Below are 23,793 nucleotides of genomic sequence, written 5' to 3'. Positions count from 1 at the left end.
GAAATAACATAGCTTAGGGGCACTAATAAACCAACATGAACATCAGTCGCAAACTGGGTCTTTTTTTAGGTCCAATCCTTTTTTTCTTATTCACCAATCTACCAACTATTTTGATTTCAGAAAAAGGTGATGCCGTAATCGCTATTGCCCTCTGGATGATTATTTGGTGGATTACCGAAGCTGTATCAATTTCAGTAACTGCTTTATTGCCATTGATCCTTTTTCCTTTATTGGATATAATCCCCATAGCCGAAGTTGGGGCCAATTATGGTAGTCCAATAATTTTTCTATTCTTTGGAGGTTTTGTAATGGCATTGGCGTTAGAAAAAGTCAATCTACATAAACGCATAGCACTGACCATTATCAAAATCACAGGGACCACACCCAACAAGGTAGTGCTAGGATTCATGATTGCTACAGCATCTTTAAGTATGTGGATAAGCAATACAGCCAGTACTGTTGTGATGTTACCCATCGCCATGTCGGTTATAGGTTTACTTATAGATGACGAAGATGGTTTCACCAAAAAAGACAAAAATTTCGCATTAAGTGTAATGCTAGGAATTGCATTTTCCGCAAATGCTGGGGGTATTGCAACTGTAATTGGCACACCGCCAAATTCGGTAATGATAGGCTTATTGGAAAATCAATACAACATCGAAATTTCCTTTTTAAAATGGATGGTCATTGGTGTTCCTTTTTCTGCAGTAATGATAGTGATCAGTTATTTAGTCTTGGTCAAATGGATGTTCCCGAGCGGACAACTTAAGTTTGCAGCTTCAAAGAATGTTATCAATGACGAACTAGAAAAATTAGGCACAATGAGTGGAAAAGAAAAAATGGTCCTTATCATTTTTGGTGTGACCGTCTTTCTATGGATATTCAGAACACTGATCAATAAAATCTTTCCAGATCTAGGATTGTCCGATACAATAATAAGTATGATAGCCGCTGTATCCTTATTTGCAATACCCTACAACTTAAAAAAAGGTGATTTCTTGATCAATTGGGGTGACACACATAAACTTGCTTGGGGCATTCTTATTCTTTTTGGCGGTGGTTTGGCTTTGGCCAAAGGCATGAATGTGAGTGGTATCGTCGATGTTGTGGCCAATGCTATTGCCTCAAGTGAAATCAGTATCTTGTTTACAGCTGTTCTTTTGATTTTCTTAATGCTTTTTATGACAGAATTAATGAGCAATGTTGCCTTGGTTGCTGTTTTGGCTCCTGTTGTGGCAGGAATAGCAATAGGTCTAGAAATACCTATATTATATTTATTGATTCCCGTAACAATGGCAAGCAGTTGTGCATTTATGTTACCAATGGCCACACCTCCCAACGCTATTGTATTTGCCAGTGGGTATATCAAAGTGCATCAAATGGCTCGAGCAGGAATTATATTGAATTTAATATCAGTTGCCATACTGGTTGTAATGTTTCAATTTATTATCCCAATGTTGTTCTAAAAACAAAACCCCCGTTTAAAACGAGGGTTCCTAGCTAATTAAATAATTAAAACTTTACTTTGAAAGTTCTGTCTGTATTCTGAATTTAGTTTTTGATTTCCAATCTGGATTCAAACTAAAATCGAAAGAATCTTTTTCATCTATATAGTTAATACTTTGCACATCTGAAGGATATGCATATGCGCTGAATCCTTCTGGAAGATTCTCCTGTGTATTCAATTCAAATGCCAATTCCTCTTCTATATAATCAATTGAATTGATATTGAAATAAACTTGGTTGGCATCAAAACCTTCTGGAAGGTAATCAGCAGTATCAAAGCCAAGTTCAAAGTCCATATCATCTTCTATATACTCAATGGTATTGATATCTAATTTTTCTGTATTTGGGTCATTTGCAAACATCCCGTGTGCAAATAATAGACCAGCCGTAAAACTTAATAAAATTGTTCTTTTGTTCATAACACCTGTGGTTAAATTCAAGGCAAAGATATAACACATATTCAAGGTTATTATTGTCCCTAACCTATTGAATAAGAGCAATTTTAATGACTTCGAAAATGAATTTCGCAAAAACCATATTGTTAAATTATCAAGTTGATAATTACGTCATTTAAGTTTTAGTTGCAAAGCAGGTTTTTACAGTGATTTTTATGAAGGAAATAAATCGACTTTCCAATGTTATCTTTTTGTTAAGAGCCGCAATTTGTACCGTTAATCGATGAATTATTTAAAATTATCGCCAATAAAATAAAGCCATTGCGTTGCAACAGCTTTATTCATAGACTAATTCGAAAATTGAAAAATGAAAATTCTCTACTAATAAGACTGATATAAAATCAAAATGTTACACAACATCTTAAATTTTAGTAGCTAAACTTACTTAATTCCAATTCTAAAAGTAGTCTAAACGACCAATTACATATTAATCCGATAACCGAAAACGTCTAACAACACAAAACAGTTATTTCACATTGTTTTTAGTATCATTTGGCAACAATGGGATTTTTTGAGGTGTTTCAACAGTTATCTTCGATGTAGAATCAAAACCAAAAATCATGTCATATAAAGTAAAGAGTCTTGTTTATTTCGTTTGTTTTTTAACTGCAACATTTGCATACCATATTACTGGTAATGACAATCAGTTTGATAATGAAACGAGTAAGGAAATTGCAGAATTGAAGATGGAGGATGTTAAATTTGACAAGGCACTAAAGCTTAAATAACCTATACCAATACAACTTAACCTTATAAAGAGGGTCTGGTAATACCAGACCCTCTTTTATTTTATTACCCCGTAACCTAAACGTTAATAATAAGCTAAATCAAAGACACACACTAAACCTATTATATTTTACAAGGTCTAAACATCAAAATCATAAAAACAAATAACATGAAAAAAGTATTGATTGCAATTATGCTGATGGCAGGGTTTACAGCTGTGGCTCAGCGAGGTGAAAGAGGTGAAAAAGGACATAGAGGTGATTTCAAAAGTATGACCGCTGAACAAATGGCCACGCTTCAAACAAAAAAAATGACATTGGCTTTGGATTTGACCAGTAACCAACAAAATAAAATCCAAGCTCTTAATTTGGAAAATGCTGAACAAAGTAAAGCCAAAATGGAAGAGCGAAAAGCTGCTAAGGAATCAAGTGAGCAGAAAAAACCAACTTCGGATGAAATCTATGCAATGAAGAAAGCTCGATTAGACGCGGCTATTGCCCATAAAGCATCTCTAAAAGACATTCTGACTCCTGAGCAATTTGAAAAATGGGAGACTCATCGTAAGAAAAGGGGAGAACACAAAAAGCACCGACATCTCAAAGGAGAAAAAGGAAAAAGAAAACACTAAAAAAAGGCGCGTTATGCGCCTTTTTTTATTTCAATTGGTCAACTATCTTCTGTAATGCAATAATTGTCTGATCTATATCATCATAACTGATTGCATCATTTAAAAAATAACTTTCGAAGGCACTTGGTGGTAGATATACTCCTTGCTCGAGCATACCATGAAAATATTTCTTAAAAGTCTCATTATTCCCTTTGGCGGAAGATGTAAAATCAATAACAGGCTCATCCGTAAAATGTACAGATATCATACTTCCGAAACGGTTAATTTGATGCGAAACTTCATTTTCTATCAATACTTTTTCAAGACCCTTATGTAGGTAAGCTGTTTTATCTGCAAGGCTCCAAAAAATTTCAGGATTGTTGTTCAGTTCGGTTAACATTGCCAGTCCTGCACTCATCGCCAAAGGGTTACCGCTTAAAGTCCCAGCTTGGTACACGGGCCCATCTGGTGCCAACTGACTCATTATCTCGCTTCGGGCAGCAAAAGCTCCAACGGGCAAACCCCCTCCAATTACTTTTCCAAAAGTGACAATGTCTGCATCAATACCTAAAACTTCTTGAGCTCCTCCTTTTCCCAATCGGAAACCTGTCATCACCTCATCAAAAATCAATAGTATATTTTCTCGAGTACAAAGTTCGCGCAGTCCTTTTATAAATTCTTCCGAAGGAATAATACAACCCATATTCCCAGCAACAGGTTCTATAATAACTGCAGCAATTTCACCTTTATTTGCATGGGTAAGTGCCTTAACACTTTCCAAATCATTGTAAGTTGCTAGCAAAGTATCTTTAGCTGTACCTTGGGTAACACCAGGACTATTTGGACTTCCAAAAGTAACAGCACCACTACCAGCTTGAATCAAAAACGAATCTGAATGACCATGATAACACCCAGCAAACTTTATAATTTTATCATTCCCAGTATAGCCACGCGCCAAACGAACAGCACTCATACAAGCTTCAGTTCCACTATTTACAAAACGAATCTTATCAATATTCGGGACCATTGAAACTGCTAATTTTGCTAATTCAGTTTCTATTTCGGTTGGCATACCAAATGAAGTTCCCTTTTTTGCTTTTTCAATTACTGCATTGATAACCGGCTCAAATGCATGACCAAGAATTAATGGACCCCATGATGCGATATAATCTATTAACCTATTATCATCCTCATCATATAAATAAGCACCTTTGGCACTTTTTACAAAAATAGGGTCTCCCCCAACAGCCTTAAAAGCACGTACTGGGGAATTCACTCCTCCTGGAATATATTTTTTTGCCTCTGAAAACAAGGCACTGCTTCTTTTATAGATCATTATTTTTTGGTTGATTCTGTCTTTACGGTAAGTTGTTGTCCAATAGCCAAGTTATTTGAATTCATCTTGTTCAATCGTTTTATTTCTTCAACAGAAACAAAATATCTTCTTGATATTGAATACAATGTATCTCCTTTTTTGACTATGTGGATTTTGTTTTCGTATTGCTTGGATCCAGCTTTTGCAATTGAACTGTTCAGCTTGACCCCCTTGTCAAACTTATTCAATTGATGCTTCTCAATTAAATAAATCAATTTTTGAGGGTATCTTTTATCGGTAGCATAGCCAGCTTGTCTCAACCCTTTTGCCCATCTTTTATAGTCTCTTGAACTATAGTCGAACAAAAATGCATATCGGGACCTATTTGATAAAAATTCGCTGTGGTCGCGATATGAATACATGGGATGATTGTATTTTCTAAAGCATTCACCCTTTTCATCATCATCATGAAAATCGTAGTCACCTTGCCATCCCTTATGACATTTTATTCCAAAATGATTATTGGTTTTAACTGCCAATTCACCTTTTCCCAGGCCGCTTTCGAGTAACCCTTGTGCCAAGGTTATGCTTGCCGGAATCCCATAAGCTTTCATTTCATATTGGGCAATTTCTGAAAAGGTATTGATATACTCCTGCACTGAAGAAATAGTGAATCTTTGGAATCTTCCTGTATCCTCTGGGAGTGGATACAACCTATCAGATGTATATTTCTTTGTATTGGTTATTTTCTTTACCGAAACAGTTTTCTGCTTCTCCCTTTCTCCATATGTTGTGCGTTTTTTAGCTTTACAGCCCATAAACACCGTTCCTAACAAAGCAATTACTATTAGTCTTTTTATCATAAATCAATTAATGGTAAATCTTTCTTTTTCAATATACGGTTCATCCCTTCTATTCCTTGTAAACCACCAGTATGTATCGCCAATAGTTTTGTACCCTCTCTAAAAACATCATTCTTGACCATCTCAACTATTCCAAACATCATTTTGCCAGTATAAACTGGATCCAAAGGTATATCTGTCGTTTTTTTGAACTCATTTATAAACCTGATAAGTTCAGGAGTTACCTTGGCATAACCACCAAAATTGTAATCCAGTTGCAAATCCCAATCACGGTTTGCCGCAAATTTACAAATATCTTCTCTTAAAAAATCTCCTTTCAAAGCAGGAAAACCAAGGACCCGTTGTTTTGGCTTGATGGAATTGATCAATCCAGATATAGTTCCGCCCGTACCAACCGCACAACAAATCAGATCAAATGTCTCATCCTTGAAAGTCAATATTTCGGTACAACCCTTAACCGCAAGTTCATTGGTACCACCCTCAGGAACCAAATAATACTCTGGAAAATCTTGACCCAATTTTTCAATAAATACAGGAGAATCTTTTTTCCTATAATCCGATCTAGATACAAATTTCAATTGCATTCCAAAATCAACCGCCTGCTGTAAAGTTGGATTATCCTGCCACTTAAAGGCCAATTCCTCTCCCCTAATGATTCCTATACTGGCCAGATTGTTTTCATTTGCAGCGCAAGCCACGGCAGCAATATGATTGGAATAGGCACCACCAAAGGTCAACAACCCTTTATAGCTGCTATTCTTGGCCTCTTTGAGATTATACTTAAGTTTTCGAAATTTATTTCCGGAGATTACTGGGTGTATTTTGTCCTCTCTTTTAATAAAGAGTGTTATTTTTTTCTCTTCAAGAATGGGAAGATTTATTATTTGATTCTCAATTCGCACTAGTCCAGAATTCAGTGCCAAAGATATTTAATAAAGCTGAATACCTTACGGTTCTTAATATAATCAAGATCTTTCTCATGTAGATAGGCCTCCCGTTCAAAGCTAATATTTTGGTATGCTTTATAACAATCAAAATAGTATACACTTCTTACCAACCATTCTGCAATATAGAAAATGTAAAAGGGAATAATGAGTAGCTCTTTCTGCTGCTCCAAATGAATTTTTTCATGATTTATCAGAAAAACATCTTCCTTCAAGGAATCATTCTTTAGAAAAATGAAAGGCCAAAACGAAAGACCAACGTAATTCTTATAAAAAAAATGTTTAAAGATTAAAATCATAAATCAGCTTTTAAACGACTATTGTCAAAGATAATTGTCAAAAATGTACCGAATTCGTTAAAATTGATTCTGTTATTCAATAATAAGAATTAAAAATACAAATAATATAAACACCTTTAAAACAGTGGTATTCAAACAATAATCAAAATAGTTTATCAAAAGATTGTATTAATTTTACATTGTTATGACAATTACCATACCATTGTAAATGAAAGAATTTATAGAGCCTGAAGAAGGTGACTTTTATCTATCCAAAGAAGGTTACCGGGTCTTCACAGAGAAGTATCATCTTAAAAGGGGTTATTGTTGCGAAAGTGGCTGTAGGCATTGCCCTTATGGCTATGACCCAAAAACAAATTCGCAATGAATTTTGGGGTATTCGGCATGATTTTTGAGATTAATTTTTAGTATTAGACTAATTGCATTAATTCCAAAAAAAATAACAGTTATGAAAACTATGAAAATTTTCGCACTACCAATTGTAGTACTGCTTTTTTTAAGCTCCTGCGTATCGGTTCGTGTTTTATCAGATTATGACAAAGAAGCCAATTTCAACGGTTACAAAACTTATGCGTTTTATAAAACCGGAATCGACAAAGCCCATATATCTGACCTCGACAAGAAAAGAATATTAAAGGCCATTGATGCAGAAATGTCATCAAGGGGAATGACAAAATCACAAGATCCAGATATTTTAGTGAGTATATTCACTAAAGAGCGGGAACAGGTAGATGTTTACAATAATTATTGGGGTGGTCGTTATGGCTGGGGATGGAGTCCATGGTATTGGGGAGGACCTGGTTATTATGGAAACAGCGTGAGCACACGAACTCAAGGTTCACTGTATATAGACCTAATAGACTCCAAAAGCAAAGAACTAGTGTGGCAAGGAAAAGGTATTGGAACCATTGGAAACACGAAAAATATTGAAAAGAAAGAAGAACGCATAAGAGAATTTGTTACCGAAATTCTAAATCAATATCCTCCCGGGAACTCTTCAAAATAAGTAATGAACCGCCTTTATTGGCGGTTTTTTTATGCCTTAAAACTATCAATGCCTTTTCTTTGATCATTTCGTAACTTTACTTAAACCTTAATTCCTAAACAAGTGTTATACGAAAGCAATCCAATATTAGACAAGCTACCCAAGCACTTACAACAGTATATAAAGCCGCAAGACTATAGTGATTATTCTGCTATTGACCAGGCCGTATGGCGTTACGTAATGCGTAAAAATGTGGATTATTTAAGTAAAGTTGCGCATTCCTCTTATTTGGACGGATTGAAGAAAACAGGAATATCTGTGGATAACATACCAAACATGTATGGTATGAACAGAATCTTGAAAGAAATTGGATGGGCGGCAGTTGCTGTAGATGGATTTATTCCGCCATCCGCCTTTATGGAATTCCAGGCGTACAACGTGTTGGTCATTGCCTCGGATATTCGTCAATTAGATAATATTGAATATACTCCCGCCCCAGATATTATTCATGAAGGAGCTGGTCATGCGCCTATAATCGCAAATCCAGAATATGCCGAGTACTTACGTCGTTTTGGTGAAATAGGCAGTAAGGCCATTTCAAGCTCCAAAGATTTTGAACTGTATGAAGCAGTGCGCCACCTCTCTATTATCAAAGAAGCATTCGATACTCCTGAAAGTGATATTAATACTGCAGAGAAACATATTGAGAAATTACAAAAGAACATGGGCGAACCCAGTGAAATTACCCTCATTAGAAATCTACATTGGTGGACGGTGGAGTATGGCTTAATTGGAACAGTTGAAAGTCCAAAAATCTATGGCGCTGGCCTTTTATCCTCAATAGGGGAAAGTGCTTGGTGCATGACGAAGAAGGTCAATAAAAGGCCCTACTCAATTGAAGCAGCGCATACGCCATTTGACATCACAAAACCTCAACCTCAATTGTTCGTCACGCCTGATTTCGCTTTTTTAAGTCAAGTTTTGGAAGAATTCGCCAATAAAATGGCTTTGCGAAAAGGTGGTTTAAGTGGTATTAAAAAACTTATCAATTCAAGAGAGCTAGGCACGATAGAATTAAGTACCGGACTTCAAGTTTCGGGTAATTTCGAAATGGTCATTGAACACGAGAACAAACCTGTTTTCTTCCAAACTGTTGGTTCCACGGCCCTGGCCTATCGCGAAAAGGAACTAGTTGGGCATAGTATTGAGAATCACTCTAATGGTTTTGGCTCTCCTTTAGGAAAACTAAAGGGCATTAATTTGGCCATAGAAGATATGAGTCCGAGAGATTTAAAAGCATACAATATATATGAGGGAAAAACAATTTCTCTAGATTTTGAGGGCGACATCGCTATAAAAGGAGAAATAATAACTGGGACCCGTAACCTAAGAGGAGAAATTATTTTGGTCACTTTCAAAGATTGTGTAGTAAAACACGGCGACACAATTCTATTTGAATCCAAGGATGAGCTATACAATATGGCCATTGGCGAAAATATAGTCTCCGCGTTCAATGGTCCCGCAGATTTAAATAGCTTTAATCTGGTTACCCATAGGATTACCGAGACTACAATAAAACCAGAAAAAAAACCTGAAAGAACACAATTGGAACAAATATACCAACAAGTACGGGATTTTAGAACTGGCAAAAACACCACTACCTCACGAAATAAGGTTTTTCAGGAAGTTGTAAACAACCATTCAGAAGATTGGCTTTTAAGCGTAGAGTTATATGAATTGGCAAAAATGAATCTTACTATTCAAAAAGAGAAAGACTTTGCGAATCAAATCAAAAAACATCTCGAAAACGTCAAGCGGGACAATCCGAAGGTTGGACATTTGATCGATGACGGTATTGAACTTGTGAACAAACGTATAGTGGCATAACTATGAAATTAACAAACTGTTTTATTGTCTTGTTGCTAATGACTTATAGCTCATTTGCACAATCAACACCTATTTATGACGAAAACAAGGTGCCAAATATTCAGGTTCCAAACCCACTCTTCCGCTTTAATGGTAAAAAAGTAAACAACACCAGAAAATGGATCAAGAAACGTAGACCTGAACTTTTGAAGTTTTTCGAAAATAATGTTTATGGTAGCGTTCCTGGAAAACTGGACGAGGTTTCTTTCAAAGTTGTCGAACAGACCAACAATGCTTATAATGGCCGATCGATACGCAAACAAGTTGAAGTTGTTTTGACGAAAAACGAGCATACTCTTCGCTTTACCGTATTGATATATCTGCCCAAAGACAAATCAAAATCTCCGCTATTCCTCGGGTATAATTTTTATGGAAACCATACCATTACGAATGACCCGGAAGTTATAGTTACCGAAGCTTGGAGCAGGAACAATAATGATTTTGGAATAACCAATAATACGCCCACTGAAAAGTCAAGAAGTGCTCGTGTTAATCGCTGGGCCATTGAAAAAATACTCGATGCAGGTTATGGGTTGGCTACCATATATTACGGCGAGGTTGATCCCGATAAAGATGATTTTTCTGATGGACTACATTCTTTATTCTATTCAAGTGGACAAAAACCCAAAACTGATGAGTGGGGCAGCATTGCGGCTTGGGCATTCGGCTTGAGCCGAGCCATGGATTATTTGGAAACAGATATCCATGTGGACGCCTCTAAAGTTGTGGTATTCGGGCATTCCCGCTTGGGTAAGGCGGCTTTATGGACCGGGGCCACCGATGAACGATTTGCAGGGGTCATTTCAAACAACTCAGGATGCGGGGGAGCAACACTTTCAAAGCGAAAATTCGGTGAAACCATTGGTATAATCAACAAAAGATTTCCTCATTGGTTTTGTGACAATTTTGAGCAATATAATGAAAATGAGGAAGCCCTACCGGTAGATCAGCACCAATTATTAGCATTAGTGGCCCCTAGACCATTATACGTGGCTAGTGCCGAAAAAGACCGTTGGGCTGACCCCAAGGGAGAGTTTCTTTCAGCCTTTTATGCTACCCCCGTTTATGCCTTGTTTGGAAAAGAAGGAATCACTTCTAAAGAAATGCCCAAGGTAAATCATCCTATTCAAAATACGGTTGCCTATCATGTTCGTACCGGAAAGCATAATGTAACCGACTACGATTGGGAACAGTATATCAAATGGGCCTCTAGGTTTGTGAAATAATATTAAGTTGCCCTGCTTTTTATGTATTTTATTTGGCCGTTGTGGTTAGATTCATGCTCAACTACATGAAACCATTTACAATAATTGTTTGTTGGCTGGTTACCAAAGAAGTTTGTGGACTGCATTAACCAACTATCATCCTTGTTTTTAAGCTCTGATAAAGTATGTTCTCTAACTTCTCCCAATTGGTCCTTATAATAAGAAAGTGGATTCCCCTTAATCTCTTTTCTCGCCCGTTCTCCTAAACGACTTCCTACATTCCAGCGATCTGTGTCCTTTTTATCAAAATCGCCCCATTCTCTCCCTTCAAAAGTATGTATTTGATAAAACCGTTCCGTGGCCGCAAGATGCATAAGCATTGCTCCGATTGAATTTGAATCATCATCCATTTGAAAATCCAATTCTTTTATAGAAATTCCTTCGACCGACCTTAATACGGTCGCACGCATCCAATCCATCATAGAAACCAAAATACTGATCTGATCGGTATAACCTTCCCTTTTACCAAATTCATGTATGTTCCCATTTGACGGCAGCAAAGCATTATTTGCCATACTCAAATTGGGCATTATTATCCCTGCCCCTAAAATGCCCGAGGTCTTTAAAAATTGTCTTCTTTGATTGGTTTGTTCTAGTGCCATGTTCTCTGTTTTTCTTCAAAATAAGAACAAAAAACGAGTTTAACCCTTTTGTTCTGATTTGTTTTACTAAATGAAAAAGTTGATTTCAAAATTTCATTTGCGGAAAATCAACTTGTAGCACCTGAATTTTTGTGTTCAGGGTCTTTAAGAATTTTTGATGTTCACTAGAGTCAGGATTAAATGGCCTATGTTTTAAACTACGTTGTATTTCCTGAATTTTGTCCATTATAGGGAAAGCTTCTTTCGAGATCCACACGCTTTTGAATTTCTCCCAAATGTACTCCACGGCTACATCGTTGGGATGAACCATATCCGAATTATAAAAACGATAATCCCTGAGTTCATCCATCATGATTTCGTAAGATGGAAAATAATGTATTTTATCTACTTCCTGACTGGCAGTCATCAATTGTCCAATTGCCGTTATCAGGTGAGCTTTACTTAGTTGATTTTCCACAAAACCATCTTTTAAATGGCGTACTGGGGAAATAGTAAATACAAATTGTGCTTTTGAATTTACACTCTGAACCAATTGTATCATGTGGCCCAGGCTTTCAGAAATCTCATCTACTGAAAGCAACTCCTTTTTAAATTCCCTTTGAGGCACCTTATGACAATTTGCAACGGTTTTATTCTCTTGAACATGTCTATACACCCATGCAGTGCCAAGAGTTATAACAATGTGCGAGGATTTGACTATTTGTTGAAGTAAGCTATCCAAAACTTGATTCAATTTTCCCAATAGTTTATCAATGGAGGGGTCACTCAATTCTGAATGTGCATCAAAACAATGCCAACGCTCATTAAAGAAAAAGACGTCATCTTCAGTATATAGCCGCTTCTCTATAGACCTGGTAAGTGATTTTTCAATAGCTGCCGGATGAAACAAAATTCCAAAAGGATTCTGAAGCTTGTTGAACTTGTAATACCCCAGCTTACCACCAATATTCTCAACAAAACAAGACCCCAGTAACAAAAGGTTACTTTGATAATCAATTTGATTATCAGCTATTTGTAAGGGCACTTTGGTTTGGAGTTTCATCTATTTTGGTCTAGACATTGGACTTAATCTATGGAAAATCTGATAGGGATAAACCTCATAAAATACTTGATCTTCATTAATTGTGTTATCCGCATTTTTAAATGCTTTTTCAATTAATTCCCATGCCTCATCTTTTCTGTCAATTTTTTTGAGGGCCGAAGCTTTAAAATACATAGCGTCCCCAAAATTTTCATAAACCCTCAAGGCCATATCAAAATAGGCAATAGCATCTTCATAATGCCCCAATTCATATTCAGCTATTCCCAAATAATACCAATCTAAAAAATGACAAGCTTCATGAGGTGGGTCTTTAGGAAAATCTATGAATTGTTGTTCCCTACTTTTTATCAAATATTCTTTAGCCTTAGCAAACTTATTAAGTTGAAGGTAACTAAGAGCAATATAAAAATTATAGGTATGATCCATCACATATGAATCGCCATATTTTTCTTTGACCAAGAGCAGCTCCTCAATCGATTCATTATACTCCTTTGAGAAAATACATTTCATGAATCCACTATAACTTAAAAATTCCTCCGGGGCATATTCAACAGCTTTTTCCAAAAATGGTTTACCTAAAGAATATTTTCTTGCCTTGTATAAAGGCATTGCTTTTTGCTGCCAAAAATAGGCCGAATCGGGTTTTATAGACAAAATAGAATCCAAATACTGTTGCCTCATAGTTGAATACAAACCAACTTGATTTGCCTTGCTCCAAAATTCCACAATTCTCAAAGAATCTTGGCTACTAAGTTTAATGCTCTTTGTAGCATTGTTTTCATTAAATCCAAACTCTTTTACATTTTCCTTACACGAAACAATTACTATAAGTAGTAGTAGAATTTTTTTCATAAAACAACGTTTGACAATAGCTTATAGTTAAGTAAAGTCGAAATCAATTTAGATATTCCTCGGCCTTTGACAGAGCCTCTTCAATCCCTGCCGGATTTTTTCCTCCCGCCGTGGCAAAAAACGGTTGCCCACCACCTCCACCTTGAATACACTTACCAAGTTCACGAACTATTGTTCCTGCGTTTAGGTTCTTTTCAGCCACCAGTTCTTTGGAAATATAACAGGACAACAAGGCTTTTCCGTTTTGTTCGGTTCCAAATAGAAGGAATAAATTGTTTTTGTTGTTCCCCATTTCAAAGGAAAGGTCCTTAATTCCAGCGGCATCCAAATCAACCTTTTTGGCCAAGAATTGAATTCCGTTTACTTCTTTTAACTCCGCTAACAAATCACCTTTAAGGTTCTTTGCTTTATCCTTCAACAACTGCTCCACCTCTTTTTTTAGTTTCGCATTTTCATCTTGCAATGCCTTTACTGCATTTACAGGATTCTGCGCATTATTCAAAAGGTCTTTAATCTCAAATAAACTGCGGTTATTATGGAAGTAAAAATCCTTGACAGCGTCATAAGTAATGGCTTCAATTCTTCTAATCCCTGCAGCTACTGCTCCTTCAGACTTTATTTTAAAATGCCAGATGTCACTCGTGATTTTAACATGTGCTCCCCCACAAAGTTCCATAGATTGCCCAAATCGAATTGTACGAACGGTCTCTCCGTATTCCTCCCCAAACAAAGCCATTGCACCACCCTTCAAAGCCTCTTCCATAGGAACACTGCGGTTCTCATCTAATGGTAATTGCCCCTCAATCCTAGCGTTCACAAAATTCTCAACTTCACGTAATTCTTCAACAGTCATTTTCGAAAAATGGGAAAAATCGAATCGTAAATATTTCGAGTGTACCGCTGAACCTTTCTGTTCAACATGGTTGCCCAAAACCTCTCTCAACGCCTGGTGCAATAAATGTGTCGCAGTATGATTGGCAGCTGTTCGCTGGCGTTGCTTTTTATCTACAACCGCCTTAAAGGTGTCAGAAGTGCTTTTTGGTAAATTCTTTGCAAAATGAACAATTTCATTGTTTTCTTTCTTGGTATCCAAAATGTAAACAACATCGCCATTGGGTGCCTCAAGATACCCTTTGTCACCAACTTGGCCGCCGCCTTCAGGATAGAAGGGTGTTAAATTGAATACCATTTGATACTGCTCTCCCTCCTTCTTTGAGGTCACTTTTCTGTACTTTACCAATTTTACATTGGTTTCCAACAAATCATACCCAACGAACTCCTGTTCAGAATCATCAGATAAAACCATCCAATCTTCCTTAGCTATTTCCGAAGCGGATCTAGAACGATCCTTTTGTTCTTTCATGGCTTCGTGAAAACCTTTCTCATCAAGGGTATATCCCTTTTCCTCTAAAATCAATGCTGTTAGATCAATCGGGAAACCGTAGGTGTCATAGAGCTCAAACGCTTTACGCCCCTGAACTACTTTGCCTTTAGCCTTACTAACCAAATTATCCAATAGTACCAGACCTTGTTCTAACGTATTCAGAAAAGAATTCTCCTCTTCTTTTACCACATTCTCAATCAACTGCCGCTGATCTTTCAATTCGGGGAATGCATTGCCCATGGTTTCCGTCAAAACATTTACCAAGCGATACATAAAGGGCTCTTTTGTATTTAGGAATGTAAATCCATATCTAATGGCCCTTCTAAGAATTCTTCGAATTACATAACCCGCTCCGGTATTACTTGGCAGTTGCCCATCGGCAATTGAAAAAGCAACTGCTCGTATGTGATCCGCAATTACCCGAATGGCAATATCTATTTCTTCATTCTTTCCATAATCAGCATTGGTAATAGTTTCTATCTCTCGAATAATCGGTGTAAAAACATCGGTATCATAGTTAGATTGGACTCCTTGTAAAACCATACATAAGCGTTCAAAACCCATTCCGGTATCTACATGCTTTTCGGGTAGTGGTTCCAATGCTCCATCGGCCTTACGATTGTATTGCATAAAGACAAGGTTCCAAATCTCAACTACTAATGGGTGATCTTGATTTACTAGAAATGCCCCAGAGGTTTCTGCTTTTTCTTCCGCAGGTCTAATATCAACGTGTATTTCTGAACAGGGGCCACATGGTCCTTGATCTCCCATCTCCCAAAAATTATCCTTTTTGTTACCCATGATAATTCGGTCTTTGGGTACAATGCCGCTCCATAATTCATAGGCTTCATTATCCATTTCCAAATTATCCGAATCCTTGCTTCCTTCAAAGACTGAGACATATAGACTGTCCTTGTCTATCTGTAGCTTATCCGTCAATAGTTCCCAGGCCCATTCTATTGCTTCTTTTTTGAAATAATCACCAAAACTCCAGTTGCCCAACATCTCGAACATGGTATGGTGATAGGTATCCTTACCAACCTCTTCAAGATCATTGTGTTTTCCACTAACACGAAGGCACTTTTGGGTGTCAGCCATACGCGGGCTTTTGGCAACACTGTTGCCTAGAAAAAACTCTTTGAACTGGTTCATTCCGGCATTGGTGAACATCAATGTTGGATCATCTTTAATGACCATTGGTGCCGAAGGCACAATCTTATGTTTCTTAGTTTCAAAAAAATCTAAAAACTGAGCCCTAATTTCCTTGGAGTTCATCTAAAATGGTAAGGTTTTATTAATTTTAACAAATTGTACAAAACAATTTTTATATTTGTTTGTTCTGTTAAAAGGAAAGCACAAAAATAGGATAAAATCCATTTATGTCTAAGGTAAAATATTATTACGATCCAGACACACTTTCATACCGAAAGATAGAGCCAAAAAAATCTAGGCGATATAGGAATATTTCGTTCTTTGTTTTAGGCTCGTTTTTGTTTGGTTTACTTTCCTTGATACTCTTGTTGAATACCAATCTCATCAATACTCCGCGCGAACTTTCGCTTCAGCGTGAAGCAAAAAACTATGAATTACAGTTTGAACTTCTCAATAGGAAAATGGAGCAGATTGAGGAGGTTTTAGCAAATGTTGAAGACCGCGACAATAACATCTATAGATTGTATTTTGAAGCAAATCCCATTTCCGAAGAACAGCGCAGAGCTGGTTTCGGAGGTATTAACAGATACAAGGCATTAGAAGGCTTTAATAATTCTGAAATGGTGATTGAGACCACCAAGCGATTGGATATTATTAAAAAACAAATTGCCATACAGTCTAAATCTCTTGACGAAATTACCAAACTGGCCGAAGAAAAGGAAAAGCTTCTAGCAGCGATACCGGCAATTCAACCAATCAACAATGAAGATTTAACCAGAATGGCATCTGGTTATGGGTGGCGTTCAGATCCATTTACAAAAGCAAGAAAGAAACATTGGGGCATGGATTTCACTTCTCCAAGAGGTACTCCTATTTACGCTTCAGGTGATGGCAAAGTTGTTCGTGCAGACAATAATGCTTCTGGTTATGGTAAACATATTAGAATTGACCACGGCTATGGCTATCTGAGTCTTTATGCACATATGAGTAATTACAATGTGAAAAAGGGGCAAAAGGTAAAACGAGGTGACCTAATAGGGTTTGTAGGTAATACAGGCCGTTCAGAAGCACCTCATTTACATTATGAGGTCTGGAAAGATAAAGAACGAATAAATCCCATCAACTTCTACTACGGTAGTTTAACACCAGAGGAGTTCGAGAATATGCTCAAATTTGCCAATCAAGAAAACCAATCTCTAGATTAATGCATGTAGAATTACCTGAAAAAAGATATTATGGCATTGGCGAAGTGGCCAAGGCTTTTGGGGTTAATACCTCATTGATACGTTTTTGGGAAAAAGAATTTGATGCACTGAAGCCAAAGAAAAATGCGAAGGGCAATCGCAAATTTACTCCACAAGACATTAAAAACCTTCAGTTGATTTACCATTTGGTAAAAGAACGCGGATTTACACTAGAAGGTGCCAAAACTCACTTAAAAGAAGAAAAGCAAAAGACCTTGTCCAATTTTGATATCATTCAAAAATTAGAACGGGTTAAAAGTGAGTTAATAAAGATTAAAGAACAACTATAAATAACTCTAAACACACACTATCATGAAAAAATGGTTAATTCCCTTGATCATTCTTGGCGTTATCGTATTCGGACTTTATCAATGGGGCGTCGGATTCAATAATACTGCCATTAAATTAAAAGAAACATCAACCAAAACATGGGCAAACGTTGAAAGTGCTTATCAGCGTAGAAATGACCTTATCGATAATTTGGTTAAAACCGTACAAGGAGCCGCTGATTTCGAAAGAGGAACCTTGACCGATGTCATCGAGGCTAGAGCCAAAGCTACTTCAGTTTCTATAGATCCCACAAATATTACACCCGAACAACTCGCTCAATTCAATGAAGTACAAGGTGGGTTGAGCGGTGCCTTAAAGAGCCTTTTGGTAACTGTGGAAAGATATCCTGACCTTAAAGCAAACCAGAACTTTTTAGAACTACAATCACAATTAGAAGGTACTGAGAACAGAATAAATGTCGCTCGTGACCGTTTCAACGCTACCGTTGAGCCTTATAACAATCATATTAAAACCTTTCCAAATTCCATATTGGCTGGTTTCTTGAACTTCGATGAACTCGCTTATTTTAAATCTGAAGCAGGTGCTGAGAATGCCCCGGATGTGAATTTTGATTTTAAATAAACCAAATGTCCAGAGTTGAGGATTTTTTAACCGCAAAGGAAGAACAAGAAATAGTTCAAGCTATTCTTGAAGCAGAAAAAAATACTTCTGGTGAAATTCGAGTACATATTGAAGCGCATACTAGAAATGACCATTTAAATAGGGCAAAAGAGGTCTTTCATCAATTAAAAATGGATAACACCAAAGAAGAGAATGGTGTGCTGATTTATATTGCCGTAAATGATAGGAAATTCTGCATTTATGGTGACCGAGGTATTGACAAAGTTCTTCCTGAAAATTTCTGGAATACCACAAAAGATACAATTGAATCCCATTTTAAAAAGGGAAACTACAAACAAGGTCTAATAGATGGTATTTTAAAGGCTGGCAAAGAACTGGGAGAACATTTCCCATGGAATCATGGGGATGCAAACGAATTGAGCAATGAGATATCTAAAAACTAGTTTCTTATTATTGCTTATTAGTTGGAGTACTTTTTCCTATGCCCAATTTCAAATACCAGAAAAAACCGAGTTAGAAACCAGTGTTTATGACTATATAAACCTGCTTCCAGAAAGTCAGGAAAAGAACTTGGAACAAAAACTTATTCGCTATTCTGACAGCACCTCAACTCAGATTGTTATTGCCATAATAAGTTCCACAGAAGGTGAAAATATTACCTATTTAGGGGCTCAATGGGGTCAGAAATGGGGCATTGGGCAGGCTGGAAAAGATAATGGCATCCTAGTTTTATTAGCCAAAGATGACCGTAAAATTGCAATAAACACAGGTTATGGCGTAGAAGGTACGCTAACTGATGCCATGTCGCGACGAATTATTGAAAACATTATTATTCCTCAGTTTAAGTTGGATGATTATTACGGTGGATTGAACAATGGCGCCGATGCCATATTTCAAGTATTGAACGGCGAGTTTCAAGAAGAGCGCACCTTTTCTAAAAACACCGGGTTTCCTTTTGAATCGTTTTTACCTATAATTATATTCATTGTAATCCTTATCATTCTTTCTAGTAAAAAAAGAAATAACCGCGGTGGTCGCGGCGGAGGCAAAAACCGAGGTTTAGACCTTTGGGATGTTATTATCCTAAGTAATATGGGGCGTGGCGGAAGTAGTTCTGGAGGAAGCTTTGGCAGTGGCAGTTTTGGCGGAGGCGGAGGCTTCAGCGGCGGATTCGGCGGAGGCGGATTCGGCGGAGGTGGGGCTTCAGGCGGATGGTAATGTAAGCCGCTTAATTGCCAATAAAATCACTTCTTTCTCATAAAAATGGTAATCGGAACTCCTGTAAAATCAAAGTTTTCCCTTAGCTTATTTTCCAAAAATCGCTTATAAGGCTCTCTTACGTATTGAGGCAGATTGCAAAAGAAGGCAAATTGAGGATAAGGCGTTGGCAATTGAGTACAGAATTTGATTTTTACATACTTTCCTTTATACGCCGGTGGGGGGTAATTTTCAATAATTGGCAACATAATGTCATTGAACTTACGCGTTGGGATTTTCAAACTCCTCCCCTTGTAAACATCAACTGCGGTTTCAATTGCTTTGTAAATTCTTTGCTTGGTTAAGGCAGAAATAAACAAAATCGGGACATCGGTAAAGGGCTCAATTACTTTCTTGATTTTTTCAGTGAAATGCTTCATCGTATTGGTCTCTTTGTCCTCGACTAAATCCCATTTATTCACTAAAATCACAATTCCTTTATTATTGCGCTGTGCCAACCAAAAAATATTCGAGACCTGCCCATCAAAGCCACGAGTTGCATCTAACAACAAAAGACAAACATCGCTATGTTCAATGGCACGTACCGAGCGCATCACCGAGTAAAACTCAAGATCTTCCTTCACCTTGGATTTACGACGAATTCCCGCAGTATCTACAAGATTAAATTCGAAACCAAAACGATTGTATTTCGTATCAATACTATCTCTAGTGGTACCAGCAATGTCCGTTACTATGTAACGTTCCTCCCCAATCAAAGCATTAATAAAGGATGACTTCCCGGCATTAGGTCTGCCCACCACTGCAAATCTTGGAAGGTCCGATTCTTCCTCAACATTATCAGGTAACATCTCAACCAAAGCATCTAAAAGTTCGCCCGTACCACTGCCATTTATGCTCGAAAGATTATAATATTCACCTAAACCAAGTGAATAAAACTCAACCGCATCCTCAGCACGTTTTGCGTTGTCAACTTTGTTGACCGCCAAAAAAACAGGTTTGTTCACCTTATGTAAAATCTTGGCCACATCCTCATCCATACCGGTAACCCCAGTCTCCACATCGACCATGAAAATCAACGCATCAGCCTCTTCAATGGCCAATTCTACTTGTTTATCTATCTCTTGCTCAAAGATATCATCACTGCCAACAACATAACCGCCCGTATCAATTATAGAAAACTCTTTTCCATTCCAATCACTTTTACCATAATGACGGTCACGTGTAACACCACTAACAGCATCAACAATAGCCTCTCTTCTTTGAATCAACCTATTGAAAAAGGTAGATTTGCCGACATTTGGTCTTCCCACTATAGCTACAATAGCACTCATCCTTGAATAATTTGCCGCAAAAGTACCATTTATATTCGAAGAAAATATAGTATCTTTTGATTCTAAATTTATTTGATAAAGTGCAAGTACTGCCAAACGAAATTGTTCTACGACCAAGATTCCAAGTTGAACTTGATCAAACCAAAGAACCTGTTTTAAAATCTTTTGAAAATGTTGACCAACCACCGTTTTTAGTAAAGCGCATGGATGACCATGTCTTCATTAAATTCAAACAGGAAAAAATTCATTTTTGGTCTCCTCAATTGCATTTGGAAATTAATGACCTTGAAGAAGGTGGTAGTAGACTTTATGGCCTGTTTGGTCCAAACCCAACCTTATGGACCTTTTTTATGTTTTTGCATTTTGGGGTCGCTACTATTTTTATTGGACTAGGTGTCTGGGCATATTCAAGCGCTTCTTTAGAAAAGGGGTACGGTTTACAAGTAGGACTAATGGTTTTTATGGTGCTACTATGGTTTGTTTTATATGCTATGGGAAGAGCAGGAAGAAAGAAAGGAAGACCACAAATGAAAGAACTTCATTTGTTCATGAACAAGATCCTAAACCGATAGTTTATTTTTTCTGGTTATATCCAAATCGCTTAAGTTGTCTTTCACTGCTTCTCCAATTCTTATTAACCTTTACATACAATTCGAGATGTATCTGTTTACCAAAGAATTTCTCCAAATCTTTACGGGCCTCAACACCCACACGTTTTAGCGCATTACCTTTATGACCAATTATGATTCCTTTCTGAGAATCGCGCTCAACCATAATAACTGCTCTTATTCTTATTATATCCTCATCTTCAAAAAACTCCTCGGTTTCAATTTCAACCGCATAAGGAATTTCCTTTTTATAAAACATCAAAATTTTCTCACGAATAGTCTCATTCACAAAAAAACGTTCGGGTTTATCTGTTAATTGATCTTTGGGATAATACGCAGGCGAAGTAGGTAGTAACTCCAGAATGCGTTCAAAAACTCCTTTAACATTAAAATTGTTCAACGCTGATACGGGATGAATCTCAACTGTTGGCAATTGCTCTTGCCAGTATTGTATTTGCTCCTCCAATATTTCTTGGGTAGAAGCATCAATCTTATTCAATAAGAGCAGCACAGGGATTTCACTATTCTTGATTTTTTCAAAAAACTTTTCGTCTTTGAGCGCCTTCTCCCCTATTTCAACCATATAAAGTAGAACATCTGCATCTTCGAAAGCAGACTTCACAAAATCCATCATCGAGGATTGCAATTCATAGGCTGGTTTTATTATGCCAGGCGTATCAGACAGTATTACCTGAAAATCATCACCATTTACAATGCCTAAAATCCGATGCCTTGTTGTTTGCGCCTTTGATGTAATTATAGATAATTTTTCACCCACAAACGCATTCATCAATGTTGATTTACCAACATTTGGGTTACCAATTATATTTACAAATCCTGCTTTATGCTCTGCCATTCTTCAACTTTTTAAAATACTCCTTTGCCGCCTTATTCACTTTAGGGGCCAGCAAAAGTACGGCAATCATATTTGGTATCACCATTAATGCATAAGACAAGTCGATTAAATTCTTTACCAATTCCAAAGAAGCTACAGCAGCAAAAACAATCATTACTACGAAATACACATTATAAAGTTTCCCAATTTTCGCATTCGTTAAAAAAGACAAACTTTTCACGCCGTAATATGAATAAGTAAATAAGGTTGAAAGAGCAAATGCGCTAACTATTATCATCAAAAGATCGTCCCCATAACCAAAAAGGGTTTTTTCAAAAGCCGACAAAGTCATCACTATACCGCTTCCTTCTTCAAGGTATGCTCCGCTCAAAATAATGACCACAGCAGTAAAAGTACATACTAAAATAGTGTCAATAAATGGCCCAAGCATGGCTACCAATCCTTCCTTTATTGGGTTATCTGTTTTAGACTGGCCGTGATACATTGGCGCACTTCCTAGACCTGCCTCATTTGAAAACATTGCCCTTTTTACTCCTATAATGACCAAGCCCCAAAAACCACCCGTTACTACAGTTTTAAAATTCCATGCTTCTGATATTATCATTTTCAAAGAAGGAATTATCTGAGATGCATTGAGAGCCATTACTATGACAACTGCAATAAGATATACTGCAACCATAAAGGGAACAATAGCTGAGGCTACTTTTGCTATTTTATTCAATCCGCCAAAAATCACAAGAGAAGTAATTACTGCCAAAACAATACCTATGGTCCATTTCCAATTAACTTCACTCATTTCATAGATAGTGCTCGATGGCTCAACAACGCTCATAAAAGTCTCAGTAAATTGATTTGCAGTGAACACTCCCAAAAATCCAAATAAACCACAGATAGCAAAGAAAACAGCGAGGGGCCTTGCCTTTTCGCCCAAGCCTTTTGTAATGTAGTACATGGGACCACCTTGAACATTACCTTCTGAATCGGTACCTCGAAACATAATTGAAAGACTACAGGAATAAAACTTAATCCCCATACCGATTAATGCCGTCATCCATATCCAAAAAACGACTCCTGGTCCTCCATCATGAATGGCTATTGCAACTCCAGAAATATTTCCTAAACCAACCGTCGCAGCAACGGCGGCCGATAATGCTTGAAAGGAACTAACATCGCCTTTCGCATTTTTATCATCGTATTTTCCTGCAGTAATCGCTATTGCATGACCAAAATAACGATATGGTAAAAATTTGGAGTAGAAAACCAGAAAAAGCCCTCCCCCAATTAGCATAATGAACATTGGCCAATTGACTACACTATTCGCACTAACAAGAAATTCATTGATTGTATCCATAGAAATGTAAAAGTCCGAAGTTATGGATTTTAAGCTTTTTATATGGACTGCTCACAAAAATAATCTTGGGTCAAGTTTTGATAGATCTAAAAAACCGTTGTATATTTGCCGTCCACATCGCGGGGTAGAGCAGTAGGTAGCTCGTCGGGCTCATAACCCGAAGGTCGCTGGTTCGAGTCCAGTCCCCGCTACTACTTAAGAAGCCTCAAGGAAACTTGGAGCTTTTTTGTTTAAGGTCAAAAACCATAGACAATGGTGGCATAGCTCAGCTGGATAGAGCACCTGCCTTCTAAGCAGGCGGTCCTAGGTTCGAATCCTAGTGCCATCACTTAAAAACAAAAATCCGTTTC

At 37.3% G+C, this 23,793-nt stretch carries 25 protein-coding genes and 2 tRNA genes; 15 read left to right on the top strand and 12 right to left on the bottom strand.

The genetic code is table 11. The features are described from left to right. Positions 1-35: 35 nt before the first annotated feature. Positions 36-1,466: an SLC13 family permease gene (locus FB2170_RS10005; RefSeq protein ID WP_013306440.1), complete on the top strand. Its 1,431-nt coding sequence runs from the start codon at positions 36-38 to the stop codon at positions 1,464-1,466. Between the two features lie 54 nt (positions 1,467-1,520). On the opposite strand, the gene FB2170_RS10000 is transcribed toward FB2170_RS10005, so the two are convergent. Next, positions 1,521-1,925 carry a hypothetical protein gene (locus tag FB2170_RS10000; protein WP_148232092.1) on the bottom strand — a complete coding sequence of 135 codons (405 nt, stop codon included), beginning with the start codon at positions 1,923-1,925 and terminating at the stop codon, positions 1,521-1,523. A gap of 596 nt (positions 1,926-2,521) precedes the next feature. Between FB2170_RS10000 and FB2170_RS17370 the strand changes: the two genes are divergently transcribed. Both FB2170_RS17370 and FB2170_RS09995 read left to right on the top strand, forming a co-directional pair. Further along, the gene (locus FB2170_RS17370) at positions 2,522-2,689 is read left to right on the top strand and encodes a hypothetical protein (protein WP_013306437.1); all 168 of its coding nucleotides are present in this window, start codon (positions 2,522-2,524) and stop codon (positions 2,687-2,689) included. A gap of 167 nt (positions 2,690-2,856) precedes the next feature. Beyond that, complete coding sequence (locus FB2170_RS09995; RefSeq protein ID WP_013306436.1) at positions 2,857-3,315, top strand: hypothetical protein; 459 nt, start codon at positions 2,857-2,859, stop codon at positions 3,313-3,315. 25 nt (positions 3,316-3,340) lie between these two features. On the opposite strand, the gene hemL is transcribed toward FB2170_RS09995, so the two are convergent. From hemL to FB2170_RS09975, 4 genes are read right to left on the bottom strand one after another with little or no spacing between them, the layout of a single operon-like run. Continuing rightward, positions 3,341-4,630 carry a glutamate-1-semialdehyde 2,1-aminomutase gene (gene hemL / locus FB2170_RS09990; protein WP_013306435.1) on the bottom strand — a complete coding sequence of 430 codons (1,290 nt, stop codon included), beginning with the start codon at positions 4,628-4,630 and terminating at the stop codon, positions 3,341-3,343. Then, positions 4,630-5,472 (bottom strand): glucosaminidase domain-containing protein, encoded by an 843-nt coding sequence (locus FB2170_RS09985; protein ID WP_013306434.1) that lies wholly within the window; start codon positions 5,470-5,472, stop codon positions 4,630-4,632. The genes hemL and FB2170_RS09985 overlap by 1 nt, the downstream gene beginning before the upstream one ends. Further along, a complete protein-coding gene (locus tag FB2170_RS09980; RefSeq protein ID WP_013306433.1) occupies positions 5,469-6,395 on the bottom strand; it encodes a 1-aminocyclopropane-1-carboxylate deaminase/D-cysteine desulfhydrase in 927 nt (308 codons plus the stop codon). Before FB2170_RS09980 ends, FB2170_RS09985 begins: the two co-directional genes overlap by 4 nt. Further along, positions 6,386-6,715 carry a hypothetical protein gene (locus tag FB2170_RS09975; protein WP_013306432.1) on the bottom strand — a complete coding sequence of 110 codons (330 nt, stop codon included), beginning with the start codon at positions 6,713-6,715 and terminating at the stop codon, positions 6,386-6,388. The genes FB2170_RS09980 and FB2170_RS09975 overlap by 10 nt, the downstream gene beginning before the upstream one ends. A 208-nt stretch (positions 6,716-6,923) precedes the next feature. Here FB2170_RS09975 and FB2170_RS17365 point away from each other — a divergent pair, with 208 nt between their 5' ends. The 4 genes from FB2170_RS17365 to FB2170_RS09960 all read left to right on the top strand — a co-directional run bounded on the left by FB2170_RS17365 (position 6,924) and on the right by FB2170_RS09960 (position 10,852). Beyond that, a complete protein-coding gene (locus FB2170_RS17365; RefSeq protein WP_158306089.1) occupies positions 6,924-7,082 on the top strand; it encodes a DUF5522 domain-containing protein in 159 nt (52 codons plus the stop codon). 81 nt (positions 7,083-7,163) lie between these two features. Further along, complete coding sequence (locus FB2170_RS09970; RefSeq protein WP_041633160.1) at positions 7,164-7,721, top strand: DUF4136 domain-containing protein; 558 nt, start codon at positions 7,164-7,166, stop codon at positions 7,719-7,721. Between the two features lie 102 nt (positions 7,722-7,823). After that, entirely contained in the window at positions 7,824-9,587 is a 1,764-nt protein-coding gene (locus tag FB2170_RS09965; RefSeq protein ID WP_041632790.1) for an aromatic amino acid hydroxylase, read from the top strand. Between the two features lie 2 nt (positions 9,588-9,589). Then, positions 9,590-10,852, top strand: a complete 1,263-nt coding sequence (locus tag FB2170_RS09960) for an alpha/beta hydrolase (protein WP_049782645.1) — start codon at positions 9,590-9,592, stop codon at positions 10,850-10,852. A 2-nt stretch (positions 10,853-10,854) separates the two neighbouring features. On the opposite strand, the gene FB2170_RS09955 is transcribed toward FB2170_RS09960, so the two are convergent. From FB2170_RS09955 to alaS, 4 genes are all read right to left on the bottom strand, one after another. Next, complete coding sequence (locus tag FB2170_RS09955) at positions 10,855-11,493, bottom strand: DinB family protein (protein WP_013306427.1); 639 nt, start codon at positions 11,491-11,493, stop codon at positions 10,855-10,857. Positions 11,494-11,578: 85 nt separating this feature from the next. After that, entirely contained in the window at positions 11,579-12,535 is a 957-nt protein-coding gene (locus FB2170_RS09950; protein ID WP_013306426.1) for a GSCFA domain-containing protein, read from the bottom strand. Beyond that, positions 12,536-13,387 (bottom strand): tetratricopeptide repeat protein, encoded by an 852-nt coding sequence (locus tag FB2170_RS09945; protein ID WP_013306425.1) that lies wholly within the window; start codon positions 13,385-13,387, stop codon positions 12,536-12,538. A gap of 43 nt (positions 13,388-13,430) precedes the next feature. Beyond that, positions 13,431-16,046 carry an alanine--tRNA ligase gene (gene alaS, locus FB2170_RS09940; protein WP_013306424.1) on the bottom strand — a complete coding sequence of 872 codons (2,616 nt, stop codon included), beginning with the start codon at positions 16,044-16,046 and terminating at the stop codon, positions 13,431-13,433. Between the two features lie 104 nt (positions 16,047-16,150). Here alaS and FB2170_RS09935 point away from each other — a divergent pair, with 104 nt between their 5' ends. From FB2170_RS09935 to FB2170_RS09915, 5 genes are read left to right on the top strand one after another with little or no spacing between them, the layout of a single operon-like run. Beyond that, positions 16,151-17,128: a M23 family metallopeptidase gene (locus tag FB2170_RS09935; protein WP_013306423.1), complete on the top strand. Its 978-nt coding sequence runs from the start codon at positions 16,151-16,153 to the stop codon at positions 17,126-17,128. Continuing rightward, a complete protein-coding gene (locus tag FB2170_RS09930) occupies positions 17,128-17,457 on the top strand; it encodes a MerR family transcriptional regulator (RefSeq protein ID WP_013306422.1) in 330 nt (109 codons plus the stop codon). The genes FB2170_RS09935 and FB2170_RS09930 overlap by 1 nt, the downstream gene beginning before the upstream one ends. A gap of 22 nt (positions 17,458-17,479) precedes the next feature. After that, complete coding sequence (locus tag FB2170_RS09925; protein WP_013306421.1) at positions 17,480-18,079, top strand: LemA family protein; 600 nt, start codon at positions 17,480-17,482, stop codon at positions 18,077-18,079. 5 nt (positions 18,080-18,084) lie between these two features. Then, positions 18,085-18,522 carry a TPM domain-containing protein gene (locus tag FB2170_RS09920; protein ID WP_013306420.1) on the top strand — a complete coding sequence of 146 codons (438 nt, stop codon included), beginning with the start codon at positions 18,085-18,087 and terminating at the stop codon, positions 18,520-18,522. Beyond that, positions 18,503-19,297, top strand: coding sequence for a TPM domain-containing protein (locus FB2170_RS09915; protein ID WP_013306419.1), 795 nt, complete (start codon positions 18,503-18,505; stop codon positions 19,295-19,297). Before FB2170_RS09920 ends, FB2170_RS09915 begins: the two co-directional genes overlap by 20 nt. A gap of 26 nt (positions 19,298-19,323) precedes the next feature. Here FB2170_RS09915 and der read toward each other — a convergent pair whose 3' ends face one another. Continuing rightward, the gene (gene der / locus FB2170_RS09910; protein WP_041633156.1) at positions 19,324-20,628 is read right to left on the bottom strand and encodes a ribosome biogenesis GTPase Der; all 1,305 of its coding nucleotides are present in this window, start codon (positions 20,626-20,628) and stop codon (positions 19,324-19,326) included. Positions 20,629-20,684: 56 nt separating this feature from the next. On the opposite strand from der, the gene FB2170_RS09905 reads away from it, so the two are divergent. After that, entirely contained in the window at positions 20,685-21,200 is a 516-nt protein-coding gene (locus FB2170_RS09905; RefSeq protein WP_237701128.1) for a GTP-binding protein, read from the top strand. A gap of 1 nt (position 21,201) precedes the next feature. Here the strand turns inward: FB2170_RS09905 and era are convergent, their stop codons facing one another. Continuing rightward, positions 21,202-22,092, bottom strand: a complete 891-nt coding sequence (gene era / locus FB2170_RS09900; protein WP_013306416.1) for a GTPase Era — start codon at positions 22,090-22,092, stop codon at positions 21,202-21,204. After that, positions 22,079-23,443 carry an alanine/glycine:cation symporter family protein gene (locus FB2170_RS09895; RefSeq protein WP_013306415.1) on the bottom strand — a complete coding sequence of 455 codons (1,365 nt, stop codon included), beginning with the start codon at positions 23,441-23,443 and terminating at the stop codon, positions 22,079-22,081. Before FB2170_RS09895 ends, era begins: the two co-directional genes overlap by 14 nt. Positions 23,444-23,561: 118 nt before the next feature. Here FB2170_RS09895 and FB2170_RS09890 point away from each other — a divergent pair. Together FB2170_RS09890 and FB2170_RS09885 are read left to right on the top strand one after the other, a co-directional pair. Then, a tRNA-Met gene (locus tag FB2170_RS09890) sits at positions 23,562-23,634 on the top strand. Positions 23,635-23,697: 63 nt separating this feature from the next. Continuing rightward, positions 23,698-23,771 (top strand) — tRNA-Arg (locus FB2170_RS09885). Positions 23,772-23,793: the final 22 nt, after the last annotated feature.

The sequence above is a fragment of the Maribacter sp. HTCC2170 genome, from assembly GCF_000153165.2.
GTDB lineage: Bacteria > Bacteroidota > Bacteroidia > Flavobacteriales > Flavobacteriaceae > Maribacter_A.
This window is presented reverse-complemented; position numbering and strand designations above follow the sequence as displayed.